Origin of the sequence: Streptomyces sp. NBC_00045 (genome assembly GCF_045041095.1) — a bacterium.
In the GTDB taxonomy this organism is placed as follows: Bacteria; Actinomycetota; Actinomycetes; order Streptomycetales; family Streptomycetaceae; genus Streptomyces.
In genome coordinates this window covers 5,917,128-5,937,525 of the sequence record NZ_CP108271.1, presented here as the reverse complement: position 1 = coordinate 5,937,525, position 20,398 = coordinate 5,917,128, and the positions used below count along the sequence as shown (strand labels likewise).

Sequence of the window (20,398 nt, the reverse complement as noted above, 5' to 3'; positions counted from 1 at the left end):
AGCAAGGGTACGCCGCCCCGCGCCGCCTGCACACCCCGGCCCGGGCGCAGTGGGTACGGCGTCTCACGCTCTGAGCAGCGGCACCATCACCCGGTCGATCATTTCTGCGATGTCCGAATCCGCCCATTCGCTCCCGCACACCTTCGCGCGGTACATCATCATGGCCGGAATGACGTCGGCGACGAACGGACTCGTCGCGTCCACGCGCACGTCGCCCCGCTCGATCCCGCGCTGCACAAGCTCCTTGATCAGCCGATGGGCGGGCTCGTGCAGCCCGGCCCGGATGACGTCATGGAACCGTCCTGCATGGGCATGGTCGCATTCGTGAAGGACTGCTCGCAGCGCTTGGCCGGCGCGCGACTCCATCACGTCCCGCATCCGCACACACAACCGGAGGAAGTCCTCCCGGACCGATCCGGAGTCTGCGATCTCACCGAGCGGCGGCAGCCCGGTACGCAGCACCTCGGCCACCAGGTCCGCCTTCGAGGGCCAACGCCGGTAGACCGCCGCCTTGCCGGTGTGCGCGCAGGCCGCGACCCCCTCCATGGTGAGCGCGTTCCATCCGACCGTGCTCAACTGCTCCAAGGCCGCGTCGAGAATCGCCCGTTCGAGTTCCGGCCCCCGCCTGCGCCCCGGTGACGTCGCCGACCAGCGCGAACCCACCATCGCCTCTGACCTCCGACCGACTCACGCGCCGCTCGCGCGCATTTTCCCCCTTAGTGAACGGTTGTGTTCACTATCAAGGGCCTCCTACCGTGGATCCGCAGTGAACGAATGCGTTCACTATTTCACTATGGGGGGTTCCACGGTGAAAGGTTCGCAACTCGCCACGCCCCGGATACCGGGCGCGGCCCGCCGGGAAGGGCGCCCCGGCGTGGCACTCACGGTCATCGCCGCCTGTCAGCTGATGGTCGTCCTCGACGCCACGATCGTGAACATCGCACTCCCGCACATCCAGACCGCCCTCTCCTTCTCCACGACAGACCTGTCCTGGGTGATCAGCGCGTACACCCTGGCCTTCGGCGGGCTCCTGCTGCTCGGCGGCCGGGCCGGCGACATCCTCGGCCGGCGCCGCGTGTTCCTGACGGGCATCCTGCTGTTCACCCTGGCCTCCCTGCTCGGCGGTTTCGCCCAGGAGCCCTGGCAGCTGCTGGCCGCCCGTGCCCTCCAGGGGGTCGGCGGTGCGATCGCCTCGCCGACCTCCCTGGCCCTGATCACCACGACCTTCGACGAAGGCCCCGAGCGCAACCGCGCGTTCGGAGTGTTCGCAGCCGTGTCCGCCGGCGGCGGCGCGATCGGCCTGCTGGCCGGCGGCATGCTGACCGAATGGCTGGACTGGCGCTGGGTCCTCTTCGTCAACGTGCCGATCGGGCTCCTGATCGCCGTGCTCACCCCGCTCTACATCACCGAGTCCGAGCGCCACCCGGGCCGCTTCGACGTCGCTGGGGCCCTCGCCTCCACGGGCGGCATGGCCTCGCTCGTCTACGGGTTCATCCGAGCCTCCGAGGACGGCTGGCGCGACGGGCTCACCCTCGCCTCCTTCGTCGCGGCCGTCGTCCTCCTCGCGCTCTTCGTGGCCGTCGAGTCTCGGGCCCACGAGCCGATCATCCCGCTGCGGATGTTCGCCGACCGGAACCGCGCCGGCACCTACATGATCATGCTGGGCCTCGCCGCCGCGATGTTCGGCATGTTCTTCTTCATCGTCCAGTTCGTGCAGAACGTACTCGACTTCTCCCCGATCCGGTCCGGGCTCGGCTTCCTGCCCGTGACCGTCGCGATCATCACCGCCGCCGGCATCTCGCAACGTTTCCTGCCGCGCTTCGGCCCCAAACCGTTCATGGTCACGGGGGCCGCGCTCACCGGCACCGGACTCGCCTGGCTGACGTTCATCCGCACCGACAGCTCGTACGTCTCCGGGGTCCTCGGACCGATGCTGCTCTTCGGCTTCGGCATGGGGCTGAACTTCGTGACCCTCACGCTCACCGCCGTCTCCGGGGTCGCGCGGCGGGAGGCGGGCGCGGCGTCCGGACTGCTCAACGCCAGCCAGCAGGTCGGCGGCTCCCTCGGCCTGTCGATCCTGGTCACCGTCTTCGGCACGGCCAGCCGGAACGAGGGCGCCCAGCAGATCCCTGACTTCATGGCCCGCGCGGACCCCGGTCAGGTGGCGGCGTTCAAGCAGACGGGGCGACTGCCCGATCCGTGGGGCGACCTCGTCCTCACCCAGGGCATGTCCACCGCGTTCACCGCGGCCGTCGCCATGGCGGGGCTCTCGCTGGCCACCGCGCTGCTGGTGATCCGGGTGCGCAAGAGCGACCTGGAGGCCCTCAACGGCGCCGCCGCGCAGGCGGGTCCGGCGGCCTGAGCCAGGTGGGGCGTGCGCACGCTCGGGCGCGGGATCACGCCCCGCGCCCGGGCCCGCGTACGGAATCCGCAGCGCGCGCTACCCGGTGCGGGCGGCGAAGGTCCCGAGGTCGCGGCAGACCTCGTACGAGACCGTGACCGGGCGCTCACGGAGGATCTGCCGGGCCCGGTACTCGCCGAGGCTCATCGCGTACCACGGGAGCCGCCCTCCCCTGGACAGCTCGTTGTTGATCCCGCGCAGGGCGCACGAGCGGCGGGGTTCGGGCAGCTGGTCCAGTGCGGGCACGGCGTCCGCCGACAGGGACTGGAAGTAGGCCAGGTCGACCTTGCCGGTCTGCTGGAAGCGCGCGACGTTCTTCTCGGCGACCATCCCGTCCGGAGACAGCAACCCGAAGGCCAGGACGGCGGCGGCCGCGCTCCCGGCGACGGCGCGTGGCAGCCGGCGCGCGCCGAACACCCCGGCAGCCATGATCAGTACGATGACCAGTCCGAGCCAGAGCTCCATCGCTGCCACCGACACGCGCAGCCGGGTCAGCCCGTACTCGTCCACGTACAGATCCATCCGACGCAGCGCGGAGGCGACGACGACCAGGGTCAGCGCGCACAGCGCACCCAGGACGACGCGGACGAACCGCCGGTCGCCGGCCCCGGCGCGCGGGGCCCGGCGCAGGGCGAGCGCGATCACGGCGAGGGTGAGCACGGTGGCCCAGAGAAGCTGCCAGAAGCCCTGGCGTGCGTACTCGGAGTGGGTGAGCCCGGTGCTCTCCAGCATCGCGTCGTAGCCACCGAACAGCACGGCCAACTGGACGGCGTTGAAGACGGCGAAGAGGAGGTTGAGCACGACGAGCGGAAACGCCCATTCGAGGCGGGTGCGCGGCTTCCCGGGCGCCAGCCGGATGCGGTCCCAACGCGAGGGCGCGGCGGCGGTGCGGGCGGCGGCGAGCGCGAGGCACGCTCCGAACAGGAAGAGCAGGAAGCGCAGCGGCCCGTCGCCGACGGACACCTCGGGAGTGACCCCGCTCAGCAGGTCCGCGAAGGCGGCGTCGGCGGAGGCGAAGAGGGCGCCGAACAACACCAGCAGGACGACGGCCACCAGGGCGGCCTTCGCCACCGGCAGCCAGCGGTCCCGGTCGACCCCGCTGCCACGCGAGCGCAGCCCGCTCCAGGCCCAGCGGACCCCGAGCACGGTGGCGTCGACGAGGCCGAGGGGGCTGAGCAGTACGCCGGGCCAGGTGCGGCTGCCGTGCAGGGCCAGCGCGCCGAGCAGGACGGCTGCGAACAGCGCGAGGGCGGACGGCCAGCCGGCGTCGCGCAGCGCGGGCACGGCGAGCAGCGCGACGCAGCCGATCGCCCAGGCCACGGTCCAGGGGCGGGCGGTACGCCGGGCCGCGCGGGCGGCGGCGTACGCGGCGGCGACGGCGGGCGCGACGGCGAGCAGCAGGCCGGGGCCGAGGCCGTCGCCGAGGAACAGGGCCGAGACGAGGCCGGCGGCCATGGCGGAGAGCAGGACGGCAGTGGGTACGGGTGCGGCCCGGGCGGGGCGCGCTGCTTCGGCCCACGCGAGCGGCGCGATGGACCAGGCTCCGGACTTCGCCCGCTGCTGCCGGACTTGGTAGGTCTGCCACGCCTTGGGATCCCAGCCGCTCGGCGCCACGACGTGCCCAGCGGCGGGCTCGGGAGCAGGCTCGCCAGCGTGGCCCGCGGCAGGGCCGGTGGGCGGCCCGGGCGGCGCTGCCGGCTGTGTGGGGGTGGCCCCCGACGCCGGGGCTGACGGCGGATCGGCGGTTGCGCCGGGCCCGCCCCTCACCGGATCGGCGGTCGAGCTGCCGCTCGCGTCCCCGCTCGCACCGTCGGCCACTGCGCCGGAGTGCTCTGACATCGGGTTCCCCTCCCCTATCGGCCGCCCCCATCATCACGACGGAGGCGGCGGAGCGGACAGGGTAGGCCCGTGCCGTGCGGCGTCAGCCATACCGGAAGTGCCGCTGTGGCAGGACCGTGACAATCGAAACGGGTCGTACCGCCCGGCTCCCCCGGAAGCCCCCTCCCGCGGCCGGCGGCTCCGCTGCCCAGCGGCCCGGCGGCCCGGCGGCCCGGCGGCACGCCTTTGCCTAGTGCGCCGCCGTCTCCGGCAGCCAGGCCGGCAGGGCCTCCGTGCGGCCCAGCCAGGCGGCCGGCAGCACCGCGTCGCCGCGTGCCCCCAGCACCCCGCCGACGATCGCGCAGGTCGTGTCGACGTCACCGCCCACCTGCGCGGTGGTCCAGAACGCCCGCTCGTAGTCGTCCAGCGACCGGGCCGCCGACCACAGGGCGAACGGCACGGTGTCGTGGGCGCTGGTGCGCCGCCCGCAGCCCAGCACAGCCGCGACGGTGGTCGCGTCGCCGTAGTCCAGCATGTCCCGCGCCCGCCGCAGCCCCGCACCCACGGCGCTGCGCGGTACCAGGGCGATCACGCCGTCCAGCAGGTCGGCGGCCTTCGGCGGCCCGGCCGGGGCGGCTGCCAGTGCGGCCGCCGCGGCGACGGCCATCGCCCCGCACACCGCCTCGCGGTGCTGGTGGGTGGTGTAGGCGGAGATCTCTGCCTGGTGGGTGGCCTGCTCGGGGTCGTCGGCGTACCAGGCACCCAGGGGTGCGATGCGCATGGCCGCGCCGTTGCCCCACGAGCCCTGCCCGTTGAACAGCTCGGCGGCCAGCGTGCGCCAGTCCTCGCCCTCCCGGACGAGGCGGAGCATCCGGTTCACGGCCGGCCCGTAGCCGCGGTCGAAATCGTGGTGGTGGGCGAAGGAGCTCGCCAGGGCGTCCTGGTCGATGCGTCCGTGCTCGGCGAGGACGGCGACGACCGAGCAGGCCATCTCGGTGTCGTCGGTCCACTGCCAGGTCCCGGTACCCACGGGCAGTTCACGGCGCTTGAGGAGGGGGTAGTTCACGGGGACGAAGTACTGGGAGCCCAGGGCGTCACCCAGAGCCAGCCCGCGCAGGCTGGCCATGGCGCGTGCGTAGCGCCCTTCGGAAGAGGAGTCAGCGGTCATCCCGGGCCACTCTAGCCGTCCAGGTCATAAGGCTCGGGTGTGGTCCACCGCTCAAACGGGCGGTCCATCCGGTACCGACCGTCCGGGCCGAGCAGGAGGACCCGGAATTCGCCGTTTCCGGGATTGGACAGGGCCTCGAACTCGGCCACCGACCAGTGGAACCAGCGCATGCAGAACAGCCGCATGGTCAGCCCGTGCGTCACGAGCAGCACGTTCGGCGGGTGGTCGGGGGCCTCGAAACTGCGGTAGAGGCTCTCCAGGAAGGAGCCGACGCGGTCGTACACGTCCGCGCCCGATTCGCCCTGTGCGAAGCGGTAGAAGAAGTGCCCGTACGCGTCGCGGTACGCCTTCTGCAGTCGTACGTCGTCCCGGTCCTGCCAGTTCCCCCAGTCCTGCTCGCGCAGCCTCGGCTCCTCGCGCATCCGCACCCGCCCCGGCTCCAGCCGGAGCTCGCGGAAGGTTTGGAGGGTCCGGCGGTACGGGGAGACGTACGCGCTGATCGCCTCGTCCCCGAAGAGCTCGCGCAGTCGCACGCCGGCCTCCGCGGCCTGTTCGCGCCCCTGACCGGTCAGCCTCAGGGCATGGTCGGGCTCCCGTTCGTACACCGTGTCATCGGCATTGCCCTCCGATTCCCCGTGCCGGACAAGGACGATGCGCCGTGGTCGTGCCATTCCACGACCCTATTCGGCCACCGGCGGGCCGGACACCCGGGCTCGCCGGTCGAACCGCCGGTCGTCGTACGGTCATACCGTCCAGGACGATTCGAGGTCGACGACGTCACCGGTGAGGGCTTCCACGTCGGCCTCGGTCTGGGCGCGCAGCGAAAGCCGCTCGACCCTCTCCTGGCGGTACTTGCCGTGCTCCGCGGCGGCGTGCCACATCGACAGCACCAGGAACTCCCGTCCCGGGGCCTCTCCGAAGAGGCCCCGGATCATTCCGGGTGACCCCGCCATGGCGGGGTTCCACACCTTCTCCTGCATGAGGGCGAAGTGGTCCACGCGCCCCTCCCGTACCCGGGTGTGGGCCACGCGCACGACGTCCGCGTCGGTGAAGCGCGGTTCGAAGCCGGTCTTCACGTCGAAGCGGTGCTCGAAGAGCGTGACCCGCGCATTGGTGTAGGTACCGGCCTGGGACGCGGCCAGCCTGTCGTACGACCGGGCCATGAAGGAGTCGTAGAAGGAACGGCTCTCCCAGAACGCGAAGACATGCGCGACCCCCTGACGCCCGCGGCTCCAGCCGCCGCCCTGTCCCCGGAATCCCGGTTCGCCGGGCAGCCCCGCCCATTTGCGCTGCCCGCGCTCGAACCCGCGTCGGTCCGTCACCGTGCAGCGAATCCACTTGACCAGCACCGCGCCATCGTACGGGCCCGGCGCGGCCCCGGTCAGTCCTCAGCGCGGTTGATCCGCGCCAGTTCCTCCGCATCCCGCCCGGACAGCCGAAGCCCGAACTCCCGGTCGAGCAGCGCGAGCAGCTCGCCGGGGGCCACGGACCGCCGCTCGACCCGCCCGTCGGAGTGCAGCCGGGTGAACTCCCGCCCCACGAGCGCCCGGCGGGCGGGAGCGCCCGGGTGCTGGACGACGATCTGCCCGACGAAGGCGGAGCGGGGGTGGGTGGAGCTGTAGTGGTTGAGCAGGACGTAGTCGACGGGGTGGTAGCGCTGCGGGGAGAACGCGTACAGGTCCCGCCAGGTGCCCTCGCGCAGCATGCACAGCACGAGGACGCCTTCGCCTTCCTCGCGAACGGCGTACGTCCACTCCCCCTGCACCACTTCGGTCCCGGGGCGCGCCAGTGGGACGGGCTCGCGCGGCCCCTGGTGGCCGAACCCGGCGTCGCACAGCCAGGGTTCGCCCTCGACGGTGACGACGAGGACGGCGTGCGTCACCGGGAGCAGAGAGTCACCCCGGGTCCGGTTGCGGGCACCGCGCCCGGAGACCTCGAAGCCGATCCGCTCCAGGGCAGCGGCCAGCAGCGAGTTCTGTTCGTAGCAGTAGCCGCCACGACGGCCGTGCACGAGCTTGTCCTCCAGGACCTTGACGCCGAGCTCGACGGGGCGGCCGAGCAGCACGTCCAGGTTCTCGAAGGTGATCGCATCGGTGTGGGCCCGGTGCACTGCGTACAACGTCCCGAGGTCCGGCCGGAGTTCCCCGTCGTTCCCGACGGGTCCGTCGTAGCCGATCCGTTCCAGATAGGCATCCAGATCCAGCTCGTCACCGCTCCACATGTCTCCCCCGATCACGCGCGCAACACCGCGGGCGCCCAACGCCCCCGCTCCGCACAATGATCACCGTGACGGCCCCCCACTCCAACCCCACGACGAAGGGGACCGACATGGGCCGGTCCCCTTCGTGAACTGCTGGTCAGCTACCCCTGCGGGCTACGCCCGGTGTCAGCTGCAGCCGCTGGTCGAGCCGCAGCCCTCGCAGATGTAGCAGGAGCCTGCACGCTGCATCTTCGTACCGCACGAGAAGCAGAGCGGGGCGTCGGCGGAGACGCCGAGCTGCATCTCGACGAGTTCGGCGTTCGAGTGCGCCGTCTTCGGGGCCTGGACCTCGACGACCGCGGCCGGCTTCGGGGCTGCCGGGACGGCGGCCAACGGGGCCGACTGGGCGAGGGACTCCGTGTCGAGGTCCTCCTCCAGCGGCTCGTACGAACCGGTGTCCAGGTGGCGCTGACGCTCCTCGGCGGTGTGGATGCCGAGCGCCGAGCGGGTCTCGAAGGGCAGGAAGTCCAGCGCCAGGCGGCGGAAGATGTAGTCGACGATCGACTGCGCCATCCGCACGTCCGGGTCGTCCGTCATACCGGCCGGCTCGAAGCGCATGTTCGTGAACTTCGAGACGTACGTCTCCAGCGGGACGCCGTACTGCAGACCGACCGAGACGGCGATCGAGAAGGCGTCCATCATGCCCGCGAGGGTCGAACCCTGCTTGGACATCTTCAGGAAGACCTCGCCCAGACCGTCGTCCGGGTACGAGTTCGCGGTCATGTAGCCCTCGGCGCCGCCGACCGTGAAGGAGGTGGTGATGCCCGGGCGGCCCTTGGGGAGGCGCTTGCGGACGGGACGGTACTCGATGACCTTCTCGACCGCCGCGCGGATGGTGTCCTCCGCCTTGGCGGTGACCTCCTCCTTCTCCTCTTCCTTCTTCTTCGCGGAGAGGGGCTGGCCGACCTTGCAGTTGTCGCGGTAGATCGCGAGCGCCTTGACGCCCATCTTCCACGCCTCGAAGTAGATCTCCTCGATCTCCTCGACGGTGGCCGACTCCGGCATGTTGACCGTCTTCGAGATCGCGCCGGAGATCCAGGGCTGGATCGCGGCCATCATCCGGACGTGGCCCATCGGGGAGATGGAGCGCTCGCCCATGGCGCAGTCGAAGATCGAGTAGTGCTCGGTCTTCAGGCCCGGGGCGTCGACGACCACGCCGTGCTCGGCGATGTGCGCGACGATCGCCTCGATCTGCTCCTCCTGGTAGCCCAGGCGGCGCAGGGCCTGCGGGACGGTGCCGTTGACGATCTGCATCGAGCCGCCGCCGACGAGCTTCTTGAACTTGACCAGGGCCAGGTCCGGCTCGACACCGGTGGTGTCGCAGGACATCGCGAGACCGATAGTGCCGGTCGGCGCGAGGACGGAGGCCTGGGAGTTGCGGAAGCCGTTCTTCTCGCCGAGGCGCAGGACGTCCTGCCAAGCCTCGGTGGCCGCGGCCCAGATCGAGTTGTCCAGGTCCTCGGTGCGCGGCGCGACGGCGTTGGCGTCGGCGTGCTGCTTCATGACGCGCTTGTGCGCCTCGGCGTTGCGGGCGTAGCCGTCGTACGGGCCGACGATGGCGGCCAGCTCGGCGGAGCGCTTGTACGCGGTGCCGGTCATCAGCGAGGTGATCGACGCGGCGAGGGTGCGGCCGCCGTCCGAGTCGTACGCGTGGCCGGTCGCCATCAGGAGGGCGCCGAGGTTGGCGTAGCCGATGCCCAGCTGGCGGAAGGCGCGGGTGTTCTCGCCGATCTTCTGCGTCGGGAAGTCCGCGAAGCAGATGGAGATGTCCATCGCGGTGATGACGAGCTCGACGACCTTGGCGAAGCGCTCGGCGTCGAAGGACTGGTTGCCGTTGCCGTCGTCGTTCAGGAACTTCATCAGGTTCAGCGAGGCGAGGTTGCAGGACGTGTTGTCCAGGTGCATGTACTCGCTGCACGGGTTCGACGCGGTGATGCGGCCGGACTCGGGGCAGGTGTGCCAATTGTTGATCACACCGTCGTACTGGATGCCCGGGTCGGCGCAGGCCCACGCGGCCTCTGCCAGCTTGCGGAAGAGCGCCTTGGCGTCGACCTTCTCGATGACCTCGCCGGTCATACGGGCACGCAGGCCGAACTCGGCGCCGTTCTCGACGGCCGTCATGAACTCGTCGTTCACACGGACGGAGTTGTTGGCGTTCTGGTACTGGACGGACGTGATGTCGTCGCCGCCCAGGTCCATGTCGAAGCCCGCGTCGCGCAGGGCGCGGATCTTCTCCTCTTCCTTCACCTTGGTCTCGATGAAGGCTTCGACGTCGGGGTGGTCCACGTCCAGGACGACCATCTTGGCCGCGCGGCGGGTGGCGCCGCCCGACTTGATCGTTCCGGCGGACGCGTCGGCACCGCGCATGAAGGAGACCGGACCGGAGGCGTTGCCGCCGGAGGAGAGGAGCTCCTTGGAGGAGCGGATGCGGGAGAGGTTCAGGCCGGCACCGGAGCCGCCCTTGAAGATCATGCCCTCTTCCTTGTACCAGTCGAGGATCGACTCCATGGAGTCGTCGACGGCCAGGATGAAGCAGGCGGAGACCTGCTGCGGCTGGGGCGTACCGACGTTGAACCACACCGGCGAGTTGAAGCTGAAGATCTGGTGCAGGAGGGCGTAGGTCAGCTCGTGCTCGAAGATCTCCACGTCGGCGGGGGACGCGAAGTAGTCGAAGTCCTCACCGGCCTTCGTGTACGTCTTCACGATGCGGTCGATGAGCTGCTTCAGGCCGGTCTCGCGCTGCGGGGTGCCAACCGCGCCGCGAAAGTACTTGCTGGTGACGATGTTGACCGCGTTCACCGACCAGAAGTCGGGGAACTCGACGCCACGCTGCTCGAAGTTCACCGAGCCGTCGCGCCAGTTGGTCATGACGACGTCACGGCGCTCCCAGCTCACCTCGTCGTACGGGTGCACGCCGGGGGTGGTGTGGATGCGCTCGATCCGAAGGCCGCTCTTGGCAGTCTTGGTCCCCTTGGCGCGGGAACCTCGTGCCGAGCCGCTCGCCGTCTCTGTCATGCCGCTTCCTCCCATATGCGGGCAAAAACGCCCTAAAGTGCCAGCGTTATTCCGCGGCACGGTCTGTCTTGTATCTACGTTTCTTCGCCTGAGCTCCCGGGCGGCCGCGCTGCGCTGCGGCCGATCGGTCAGTCGGCGGCGGAGGCGGGCACGGGGACCGAACCGGTCCCGCGGGGCTCGCACTCTTCAGGGTGAGGCCGTGGCACGCGGAGCTCCGCGATGGCGGTCTCGAAGTCTTCAAGCGTGTCGAACGCCTTGTAAACGGACGCGAACCGGAGGTACGCGACCAGATCGAGCTCCTGCAACGGGCCGAGTATGGCCAGACCCACGTCGTGGGTGGTCAGCTCGGCACTCCCGGTGGCGCGCACCGCCTCCTCGACCCGCTGGCCGAGCTTGGCGAGGGCGTCCTCGGTGACCGGCCGCCCCTGGCACGCCTTGCGCACACCGGAGATGACCTTGGTCCGACTGAAGGGCTCGGTCACCCCGCTGCGCTTGATCACCATCAGCGAGGCCGTCTCCACCGTCGTGAAGCGACGGGAGCAGTCGGGGCACTGACGGCGCCGACGGATCGACGTGCCGTCGTCCGTGGTGCGGCTGTCGACGACGCGGCTGTCGGGGTGCCTGCAGAAGGGGCAGTGCATGGTTCCCTCACCCTCCCTCTTGGCACGACTGAATCACCTCGCAAGGCCCCTGAACGACGGAGACGGGTCTACGTCGGGGGCTCGCGAAGCAGCCACCAGCATATGCGATGCCGAGGGCCTCGAAGGACCGAGGACCACAACTTCTGGGCGGCAGCGCACATCCAACCACTAGATCTTGGGTTGTGGTGCATTCACTTCATTCCGCGTGTCGCCGCGTCCGATGACCGGACGGAGACGTTCCCGGTGCCACACTGGGCTCAGGACCGGAAGGTGGCGATCCGACCGGGAAGGCTACCGTAAACAGCGGACCCGGCACCGAACCCGCGTTCGGCGGACCGATCGTCCATACACCCCTTGATGTGACCACGTTGGACGATCTGCGATTTTTCACTCGAACGTGTGTTTGGCGCAACCTTTCGAAAGCTACTACCGTTGTCCAGCTAGGGAGAACATTTCGAGAGGGGCCGCCGACGTGACCACCACCGCAGACAGTGCCACCATCACTGCCCAGAACCGCTCCCAGAGCCGACACGAGCCGGTGCATCCCATGAACGACGCAAGTCTGAACCAGGAGGCGGAGCCCGCACGCCCCGCACGCTCGCTTCCAGGGCGACCTCCAGGCATCCGCGCCGACAGCTCCGGGCTCACGGACCGGCAGCGGAGGGTCATCGAGGTCATTCGCGACTCGGTGCAGCGGCGGGGCTACCCGCCGTCGATGCGGGAGATCGGCCAGGCGGTCGGCCTGTCCAGCACGTCGTCGGTCGCGCACCAGCTCATGGCCCTGGAGCGCAAGGGCTTCCTGCGCCGCGACCCGCACCGCCCCCGGGCGTACGAGGTACGCGGCTCCGACCAGCCCAGCTCGCAGCCGACGGACACCACCGGCAAGCCCGCCGCCTCGTACGTCCCCCTGGTCGGGCGGATCGCGGCCGGCGGCCCGATCCTCGCCGAGGAATCGGTGGAGGACGTGTTCCCGCTCCCCCGCCAGCTGGTCGGGGACGGCGAGCTCTTCGTCCTCAAGGTCGTAGGCGACTCGATGATCGAGGCCGCGATCTGCGACGGCGACTGGGTCACGGTCCGTCGCCAGCCGGTCGCGGAGAACGGCGACATCGTGGCCGCGATGCTGGACGGCGAGGCCACGGTCAAGCGCTTCAAGCGCGAGGACGGCCACGTCTGGCTGCTCCCGCACAACGCCGCCTACCAGCCGATCCCCGGCGACGAGGCGACCATCCTCGGCAAGGTCGTCGCCGTACTGCGCCGGGTCTGACCCAGCGCCCACATCCGGCTCCGGGACCTACTGCGCCGGTCCCGGAGCTGCTGTTTCCGTCTTCGTTGTTCTGCTGGTGCGTCGCTCCGTCCGTGGGCACCACACAGCCCCTGCCTGCACGTCGGCAGGGGCTCGTCGCGTTCTACTTGCCGTCCGCCTGCGCGGCAGCGTCGATGGCAGCCAGCGAACGCCGCGCCTGGTTGCGGTCCGTGGTGTACCAGAAGTCCGGCAGCGTGGCACGCAGGAAGCTCCCGTACCGGGCCGTGGCGAGCCTGGGGTCCAGGACGGCGACGACACCCCGGTCGCCGCCGGCCCGTACGAGCCGGCCCGCACCCTGCGCCATCAGCAGCGCCGCATGCGTGGCCGCGACGGCCATGAACCCGTTGCCGCCGTGCTCCTCGACCGACTTCTGTCGGGCGCTCATCAGCGGGTCGTCCGGGCGCGGGAACGGGATCCGGTCCATGACCACCAGCTGGCAGCTGGGTCCGGGCACGTCCACTCCCTGCCAGAGCGACAGCGTTCCGAACAGGCAGGTCTTCGGGTCCGCCGCGAACGCCTTGATCAGCTCGCCCAGCGTCTCCTCGCCCTGGAGCAGGATCGGGTTGTCGAGCCGGCCGCGCAGCTCCTCGGCGGCCGCCTTGGCGCCCCGCATGGAGGAGAACAGACCGAGGGTGCGGCCGCCGGCCGCCTCGATCAGCTCGGCGAGCTCGTCCATCATGTCGCCGCGGGTGCCCTCGCGGCCGGGCGTGGCCAGGTGCTTCGCGACGTAGAGGATGCCCTGCTTGGGGTAGTCGAACGGCGAGCCGACGTCCAGTCCCTTCCAGACCGGCGCATCGTCCCCTTCGACCCCTTCGGGAGAGAGGCCCAGCGAGGCCGCCACCCCGTTGAAATCGCCGCCCAGCTTGAGGGTCGCCGAGGTCAGGACCACCGAGCGGTCCTCGAACAGCTTCTCGCGCAGCAGCCCGGACACCGACAGCGGGGCGACCCGGAGGGTGGCGCCGAACCGGTCGTGCCGCTCGAACCAGACGACGTCGTACTCGGAGCGGAGCAGGATCCGCTCGGCCACCCCGTGGACGCTCTCCACTGCGGCGAGCGCCTGCTTGCGGACGGCGTCCTCGTCGTGGACCGACTTGTCGCGGGTCGCGCCGATCGCCGAGATGACGTTGCGGGCGGAATCCCGCAGGGCCGCCAACGCATATCCCAGGTCCTCGGGGACCTCTTCCAGTCGACCCGGAAGGGCCAGCTCCATGACCCGCTCGAACGATTCGGACGCGGTCTGGAGGGAGTCCGCGGTCTTCTCGTCGACCAGCTTGGCCGCACGCTTCACGGCACGGTTGACCTGGCCCGGGGTGAGCTCGCCGGTGGCGACACCGGTCACCCGGGAGACCAGCTCGTGCGCCTCGTCCACGATCAGCACCTCGTGCTGCGGCAGCACGGGGGCGCCCTCGATGGCGTCGATGGCCAGCAGCGCGTGATTGGTGACGACCACGTCGGCGAGCTTGGCCCGCTCGCGGGCGGCTTCGGCGAAGCATTCGGCGCCGTACGCGCACTTCGTCGCGCCCAGGCATTCCCGGGAGGAGACGGAGATCTGCGACCAGGCCTTGTCCGAGACGCCGGGGGTCAGGTCGTCGCGGTCGCCGGTCTCCGTCTCGTCGGCCCAGTCGCGCAGGCGCAGCAGGTCCTGTCCGAGCTTGCTCGTCGGGGCGGCCGCCTCGAACTGGTCGAAGAGGCCCTCCTCCTCGTCTTGCGGTGCGCCCTCGTGCAGCCGGTGCAGACACAGATAGTTGGACCGGCCCTTGAGCATGGCGAACTGCGGGCGGCGGCGGAGCTGCGGATGCAGCGCGTCCACCGTCCGGGGCAGGTCGCGCTCGACGAGCTGTCGCTGGAGGGCGAGTGTGGCGGTGGCCACGACCACCCGCTCGCCGTGCGCCAGGGCCGGCACCAGGTAGCCGAGGGACTTGCCGGTGCCGGTGCCTGCCTGGATCAGCCGGTGTGTGTTGTCGTCGATCGCTTCGGCGACGGCTTCGGCCATGGATACCTGGCCGGGACGCTCCGTGCCGCCGACGGCGGAGACGGCGGCATGCAGCAGGTCGGGGAGGGAGGGCTTCGTCATAGCACTGCCAACCCTACGGGGCGCCACCGACAGCGATCGCCACGTCGAAGAATCATGGCCGGTACAAGGGGTTGGGCACGGTGCCGTACTCCACCGCGTGTGGGCGGTCCGGGCGGTCGCGGTAGCCGTCCTCGTACAGCCGGTTCCGGTTCAGGCAGAGCCGCCCGATGCGCTCGCCGAGCAGGTCGAAGAGCTCGTAGCGCTCCTTGAGCTCGGGGAAGCGGGCCTGGTGGCGCAGGATCTCCGCCCGTACGAGCGACCAGAACTCCTCCTCCGCTACGCCGAGGCGGTCCTCGCACACGGCGGAGAGGTAGCGGAAGACCCCGACGAACAGACCGGAGTGGATGTACTGGGGCAGGAAGTCGGCGGGCTTGTCGCGCAGCGCGCCGCGCACCTCGGCGGGCACGGAAGCCAGCTCGGGCAGCGGCTCGCGGCAGATGTTGACCTCGCCCACGAAGTCCTTGAGGGCCAGCCGCACCGGGACGTCCTGCTCGTCGAAGATCACGGTGGTGTTCTCGCCGTGCGGGGAGAAGACGGTGCCGTAGCGGTAGAGGAAGTGGAGCAGCGGGGGCAGGAGGGCGGCGAAGAGCCGTTCCAGCCAGTGGGTCGGCGCCAGCCCGGACCGAGCGACGAGTTCGGCGGTGAAGGAACGGCCGCGCGGGTCGACGTGGAGGAGGGAGGCGAGGGTACGGGCCCGCTCGCCAGGGGCGAGCCGGCCGGTCAGGGGCTCGCGCCAGATCGCACCCAGGAGCTCCTTGTACTGGTACGGGACCTCGGGGAGCTCGTCGTACACGGGGTGGCGGACGGTGACCGAGGCGACCTCTCCGAGGAGGACAACTGCGCATTCGTCGCGGAGGAAGGGGTCGCCGTCGCGGAGGGATCGGATCCAGGCGGTGACGGCGGGCGCGGCGGCGGACTGGTCGGAGGGCAGGCCGCGCCAGACGAGGGTGTTGAAGACGGAGAGTGGCAGCTTGACGCTGTGCCGGTCGGGGCGGGTGAGATTGAGGAACGTGCGGACCGACTGCTGCGGGATGCGTAAGTCGGGGTCGGTCGGGAGCGGGACCAGCGCACCGGAGGCCAGGGCGGGTGCGAACAGGGGGAGCACGACCTCGTCCCACTGCCAGGGGTGGACCGGGAGGTAGAGGTAGCCGAGCGGATCGAGGCCGCGGGCGCGCAGGGTCCGGTCGAAGGCGTCCCGGGTGACGGGGTCGAGCTCCTGCGCGTAGAGGCGGGCCGGGTCTTCCAGGCCGGCCGTCCCGCGGTAGGACGCGAGAGAGGTGTGGGCGGCGAGCCAGGGCAGCCGCTGGCGGGTGCGGGCCTCGGGCGCCCAGACGGCGGTGTCGGCGGCGGACAGTCCTATCCGGCCCTTGTTGAGGACGAGCCAGGGGTGTCCGGTCTGGTGGCCTTCGAGCTCGGCGTGGTCGAGGTCGGCCAGGACGTCGGCGGTGAGCGCGTTGTGGTCGATGCGGGCGTCGGCGGCGAGGGTGGCGCTGAGTTCACGGACCAGGTGGCCGAGGGTGGCGCCGTCGAGGCCGAGGAGCGTGCGGGTGCGGACCAGGAAGGCGTACGGGTCCGTGAACGCGGTCGGCGGCTCCGTGGACGGGGCGGGCGGGGTGAGCGTGATGCTGTCGGGGGCGACGTGCCAGCTGCCGTAGGCGCCTCGGCGGGCCCGGAAGCCGAGGCTGCTGCCGTCGTCGAGGGTCAGCTGCCAGGCGTCGCCGGTGGTGGTGGCGGTGGGGGCGGTGGGGGTGGCGGCGGACGTGGTGGCGGGAGCGGGCCTGACGATCTCCTCGTAGGCGAACTCGCCCAGCATCTTGGCGAGCAGGCGGTGGCAGGCCGATTCCCAGGTGGCGGTGTTGAGCTCGGGCGGCGTGCAGGGGTGCTGCGGGGACGTCGGAACGACACCTTCCGAGTAACGGGAGCCGGTGGAGTCGGGGGTGGCGGGGAAATTCGGCACGGGACTCCTCAAAGATCGGGAACTTTGCTGCGCGACGCAGAGTTTTCGAAGGGTGAGGCGTGAACGGGCGACTATCGGGGTGGGGTGGAAGGGGAAGTGAACAGGCGGTCGTGGAGCGGGGAGAGGCTGGATGCGCAAGCGTGCGCCGGAGGGATTCGGGAATGCGGGGCGGCAATTCAGAGGAGATTGCGCAGCGCCCGCTCCCGGATCATCAGGGCGGCTCGCTTCCCGGGGAGGTCGATCTCGGCGGAACAGCGGAATCCAGAGTTGAGGAAGGCTGACACGGAGGGGGTGTTGCGGATGTCCGGTTCGGCGATGACGCGCGCGCAGCGGGGGCGGTTGTCGAGCACCAGGTCGGCGACGGCGCGCAGCAGGGTGGTGCCCAGACCGCGGCCGCGGTTCGTGCCGTCTCCGATGAGCAGGTGGATACCCGTGTCGTGGGGGCGCGCCGGGTAGTGGCGGGAGAGCGGGTCGAGGTCGGCCCGGTAGATCTCCCAGTAGCTCATCGGCGTGCCGTCGAGGAGGCCTAGGCAGGGGATGCTGTGGCCGTTTCCGTCGAGCTGGGCCCTCAGGTGGGCGGCGGTGACGGCGGCGGATCCGGCGAGCTCCCAGTAGGCGGCCACTTCGGGGTCGTTCATCCATCCGGTCAGCAGCTCCAGGTGGCGGCCGAGTCGCACGGGTTCGAGGCGGAAGGCTCCTGCCGAGGTGAGGGCGGGACCCCATCCGGCCGGAGAGTCGAGTAGTTCGGCCTCGGCGAGCAGGGGCAGCAGCCGGGCGGTGAGCCGTCGTCCGGGGATCCGGGTGCTGACGGTGGCGGTGGCGGTGACGGTGGCCGTGGCGGCGATGGCTACGGAGTCGACAGCGGCGGTGGAGGTGTCGGTGGAGGGCATCGGCACTCAATCGTGGAGGGGGTTGGTGAGGGTGACGTAGACGGACTGGGAGTCCACGGGTCCGACGAGCTCGTCGAGGCCGCCCAGGCGGGTGAGCAGATTTGCCTTGCAGCGCAGAACGGGTGAGTCGAGCAGCCGTGCGGGGAGCGGTCCGAGTCCGGAGGCCTTGCCGAGGAACCGGCGGAAGGCGGCGAGCAGGATGCGCTCGTCGGCGAGCCGCTGGGATCCGAAGGCGCCGATGAGGCCGAGCACGTTGTTGATGCCGAGGTAGTAAGCGAAGCGTTCGTCGGTGACGGCGTCGGAGACGAAGGTGTCGCTGGCGCTGCCGATGCCGGGGAGCCGGCGCTCCAGTTCCGCGCGGCGGGAGGCGCGGAAGTAGTAGCCCTGGTTGTCGCGGTAGCGGCCGCCGACCGGCCAGCCCGCCGGGTCGAGGAGGACCAGCGTGTTCTGCTGGTGCGCTTCGAGGGCGATGCCGGCGAGCGCGTCGAAGGCGAGGACCGGCAGGACGACGTGTTCGAGGTAGCGCAGGAACCACTCGGCGGCGACGGCGGAGGTCGGGCGCCCGGTGGTGGCGGCGAGCCGGGAGACGGTCTCGGCCAGGCGGGAGCGCATGGTGGTCCGGCCCGGCCAGGGGCGGGGCGCGGTGAGTGCGGCGATGCATACGGCGTCGTCGTGGGAGCGGAAGGGGTTGTGTCGCAGCACGGTGTCGAGGCCGGGGACGGGGGTGCCGTCCGGGGCGTCGACGGCGATCCAGGCGGGGTCGCGCACGATGTCGAAGCCGGGATGGGCGGCCTGCCACTGTTCCGCGAGGCCGGTGCGGAGCAGCCGGTGCACCTCGACGCCGCGGTGGAGTTCCTTGCGGAGGTTCTCGCGGCGGGAGTTGGTGATGCGCAGGCCCAGGGAGAGCTTGAGCATCGCGGGGGCGCCGGGGCGGTGGACGGTGCGGACGGAGGAGGTGGGGTACCACGGGTCCCCGTACGGGCCCAGGTCGTGCAGGAGTCCGGCGTCGCGAAGGGCGGCGACGGCGGGGCGCCGGAGCAGGTCGCGGGCCTGCCAGGGGTGAAGGGGAAGGGGGGTCGTGCCGTCGGGCAGCGGGAGCCCGGGGACGAGCCTGCCGAGGAGGCGGGCGGCGGAAACGGGGCGGCCGCGCTCGGTCCAGGCGGAGTCGGTGGCTAGGGCCGAGGGGGCGACCGCGAACCAGTGCAGGGGGAAGGAGCCGTGGAGTTCGGGTGAGTAAGGGCGTACTTCGGCCTCGGAGAGTCCTTCGCGGCTCTTGGGGTCCGGTTGGAGGGGATGGCCGAGGAGGAGCGACTGTTCGGCGGTGAGGAAGAGGTCACCGGCGACGGGTTCGGGCGGGGTGGGCCGTTCGCGCCGGTCGGCGATGAACTCGGTGGTGCGGCGTACCGAATCGGCGACCCGGCCGACGAGATCGGCTCCGCCACGGCCGGCGTTGTCACCCTCGCGGGCGAGCAGCGAGGCGAGGGTGACGGCGTCCAGGGCCGGGGCGTGGCCGGGCGCGCCTTCGAACCGGGCCGGGGCGAAGCGGTGCCAGCCCGTGGGGGACCAGTAGCGGACGGCGATGAGCAGTGTGGTGCCGGATGCGGGGAGGGGGATGCGGAGGAGGGTTCCGACGGGCCCGTCGGGGCGGCCGATGCCGTTTTCGCGAACCCAGCACCTCAGCAGGTTCTCCACCGCCGCGGCCTCGGCGGCGAGGGCCGGGTCGGGGTGGTCCAACAGGTCCGGCAGCATCGCGGGTTCGGGCCCTGCCGGACCGGCGGAGCCGACGCGGGACCGGAGCGTGCCGTCCTTCTGCCGTGGCACGGTGGCCCCGCCTGCTGCCGGACCCACCGCTGCAGCGGGCTGCGGGACGAAGGCAGCCTCGGCCGCGGCTGCCCCGGCCACGCCGATTCCGGCGGGGTCGCCGGCGCCGAGGGCCTGCCACGGGGTGGTCTCCGCCTGGTGGTCGTCGCCGCTGCCATGGCCCGCGGGGCCGCGGAGGCCGCCGGAGGAGCCGGGCGGCAGCTGCGGCTCGGGCTCGGTCGCCACGGGTCCGCGCCGGTCGTCACCGCCGGTGGTGGTGGCTCCGAAGCTCCCGATGTCATCGCGGTCGTCGAGGCCCCGGGAGGCATCGGGGTCAGAGCGCTGTGGGGGCGGCGGGAGCTGCGTGGAGCCCGGCACCTGCGGCTGCTGCACCGCCGGGCTGTCGGGCCCACCATTGTCCGTGCCTGCGTCGCTCGCGGCACCAAGCCGCCCGGTTCCGCCCGCGCCGCCATCCCCCGGGGCCGTCCACGGGTCGCCCGAGCCAGCCGCGCCGGAGTCCAGCGTCTGCGACGGCGGGTCGGTCTCGTCGGAGCTGCCAGCGGCACCCGGCGCGACGGGGCCGTCGGTCCTGGTGGGCGTCCAGGGGGCGGGTGAGCCTGGCACGCGCGAGGCCGCTGCCTCCGGCTGCGGGGTGCATCCGCCGAGGCCCTCGGAGGCGGCCCCGGTCGGGAGCGTCGTCCGGGGGGTCGGTGAGGCGGGCAAGCCGGAGGCCGCTGGCTCGGGCCGGGAGGGGATCCCTTCGGGGCCGCCGACGGCACCCCCGCTGACGGCGCCGTGTGTCCCGTGGGGTGGCCGGGGGGTGGGTGAGGTGGGCAGGCCGGCGAGCTCCGGCTGGGGGGTGGCGCACGGCCTTCCGAGTGTCCAGGGGGTGAGGGAGGCGGTGGTCGGCTGGGCTGGTTGGGGGGTGGCGGTGGCCTGGCCGTCGGGCTCGGCGGTCCCATCAGGGGCGGGGGGCGGGGTTCCGTCCGTGGTCTGCGGTTCCTGAGCGGGGTCGGCGCCCGCCCGCCAGGGAGTGGTCGGGGTATTGGTGGCGGGGTGCTGCGAGTCGGG

General features: G+C 71.4%; 14 protein-coding genes. 2 read left to right on the top strand and 12 right to left on the bottom strand.

Annotated elements, in window-relative coordinates:
• Positions 1-63: 63 nt before the first annotated feature.
• The gene (locus OHA65_RS27880; RefSeq protein ID WP_327278920.1) at positions 64-666 is read right to left on the bottom strand and encodes a TetR/AcrR family transcriptional regulator; all 603 of its coding nucleotides are present in this window, start codon (positions 664-666) and stop codon (positions 64-66) included.
• Between the two features lie 127 nt (positions 667-793).
• On the opposite strand from OHA65_RS27880, the gene OHA65_RS27875 reads away from it, so the two are divergent.
• A complete protein-coding gene (locus OHA65_RS27875; protein WP_329314712.1) occupies positions 794-2,362 on the top strand; it encodes an MFS transporter in 1,569 nt (522 codons plus the stop codon).
• A gap of 78 nt (positions 2,363-2,440) precedes the next feature.
• Here OHA65_RS27875 and OHA65_RS27870 read toward each other — a convergent pair whose 3' ends face one another.
• The 7 genes from OHA65_RS27870 to nrdR form a co-directional block, all read right to left on the bottom strand.
• On the bottom strand, positions 2,441-4,240 hold the full coding sequence (locus OHA65_RS27870; protein ID WP_329314709.1) for a DUF4173 domain-containing protein: 1,800 nt from the start codon (positions 4,238-4,240) through the stop codon (positions 2,441-2,443).
• 229 nt (positions 4,241-4,469) lie between these two features.
• Positions 4,470-5,387, bottom strand: coding sequence for an ADP-ribosylglycohydrolase family protein (locus OHA65_RS27865; protein ID WP_327278917.1), 918 nt, complete (start codon positions 5,385-5,387; stop codon positions 4,470-4,472).
• 11 nt (positions 5,388-5,398) lie between these two features.
• Positions 5,399-6,058 (bottom strand): histidine phosphatase family protein, encoded by a 660-nt coding sequence (locus tag OHA65_RS27860; protein WP_327278916.1) that lies wholly within the window; start codon positions 6,056-6,058, stop codon positions 5,399-5,401.
• A gap of 72 nt (positions 6,059-6,130) precedes the next feature.
• On the bottom strand, positions 6,131-6,736 hold the full coding sequence (locus OHA65_RS27855) for a YdbC family protein (protein ID WP_327278915.1): 606 nt from the start codon (positions 6,734-6,736) through the stop codon (positions 6,131-6,133).
• Positions 6,737-6,768: 32 nt separating this feature from the next.
• Positions 6,769-7,623, bottom strand: a complete 855-nt coding sequence (locus OHA65_RS27850) for an arylamine N-acetyltransferase (RefSeq protein WP_327278914.1) — start codon at positions 7,621-7,623, stop codon at positions 6,769-6,771.
• A 150-nt stretch (positions 7,624-7,773) separates the two neighbouring features.
• Complete coding sequence (locus tag OHA65_RS27845; protein WP_327278913.1) at positions 7,774-10,662, bottom strand: vitamin B12-dependent ribonucleotide reductase; 2,889 nt, start codon at positions 10,660-10,662, stop codon at positions 7,774-7,776.
• A 128-nt stretch (positions 10,663-10,790) separates the two neighbouring features.
• Positions 10,791-11,303, bottom strand: a complete 513-nt coding sequence (nrdR, locus tag OHA65_RS27840) for a transcriptional regulator NrdR (RefSeq protein ID WP_327278912.1) — start codon at positions 11,301-11,303, stop codon at positions 10,791-10,793.
• 472 nt (positions 11,304-11,775) lie between these two features.
• Between nrdR and lexA the strand changes: the two genes are divergently transcribed.
• Positions 11,776-12,567 (top strand): transcriptional repressor LexA, encoded by a 792-nt coding sequence (lexA, locus tag OHA65_RS27835; protein WP_327278911.1) that lies wholly within the window; start codon positions 11,776-11,778, stop codon positions 12,565-12,567.
• Between the two features lie 142 nt (positions 12,568-12,709).
• Here the strand turns inward: lexA and OHA65_RS27830 are convergent, their stop codons facing one another.
• The 4 genes from OHA65_RS27830 to OHA65_RS27815 all read right to left on the bottom strand — a co-directional run bounded on the left by OHA65_RS27830 (position 12,710) and on the right by OHA65_RS27815 (position 19,429).
• Positions 12,710-14,680, bottom strand: a complete 1,971-nt coding sequence (locus OHA65_RS27830; protein ID WP_328763963.1) for an ATP-dependent DNA helicase — start codon at positions 14,678-14,680, stop codon at positions 12,710-12,712.
• Positions 14,681-14,732: 52 nt separating this feature from the next.
• Positions 14,733-16,637, bottom strand: a complete 1,905-nt coding sequence (locus tag OHA65_RS27825) for an IucA/IucC family protein (protein WP_405762609.1) — start codon at positions 16,635-16,637, stop codon at positions 14,733-14,735.
• Positions 16,638-16,813: 176 nt separating this feature from the next.
• Positions 16,814-17,527 (bottom strand): GNAT family N-acetyltransferase, encoded by a 714-nt coding sequence (locus tag OHA65_RS27820; RefSeq protein WP_327278908.1) that lies wholly within the window; start codon positions 17,525-17,527, stop codon positions 16,814-16,816.
• A gap of 6 nt (positions 17,528-17,533) precedes the next feature.
• A complete protein-coding gene (locus tag OHA65_RS27815; protein WP_371646689.1) occupies positions 17,534-19,429 on the bottom strand; it encodes an IucA/IucC family siderophore biosynthesis protein in 1,896 nt (631 codons plus the stop codon).
• Positions 19,430-20,398: the final 969 nt, after the last annotated feature.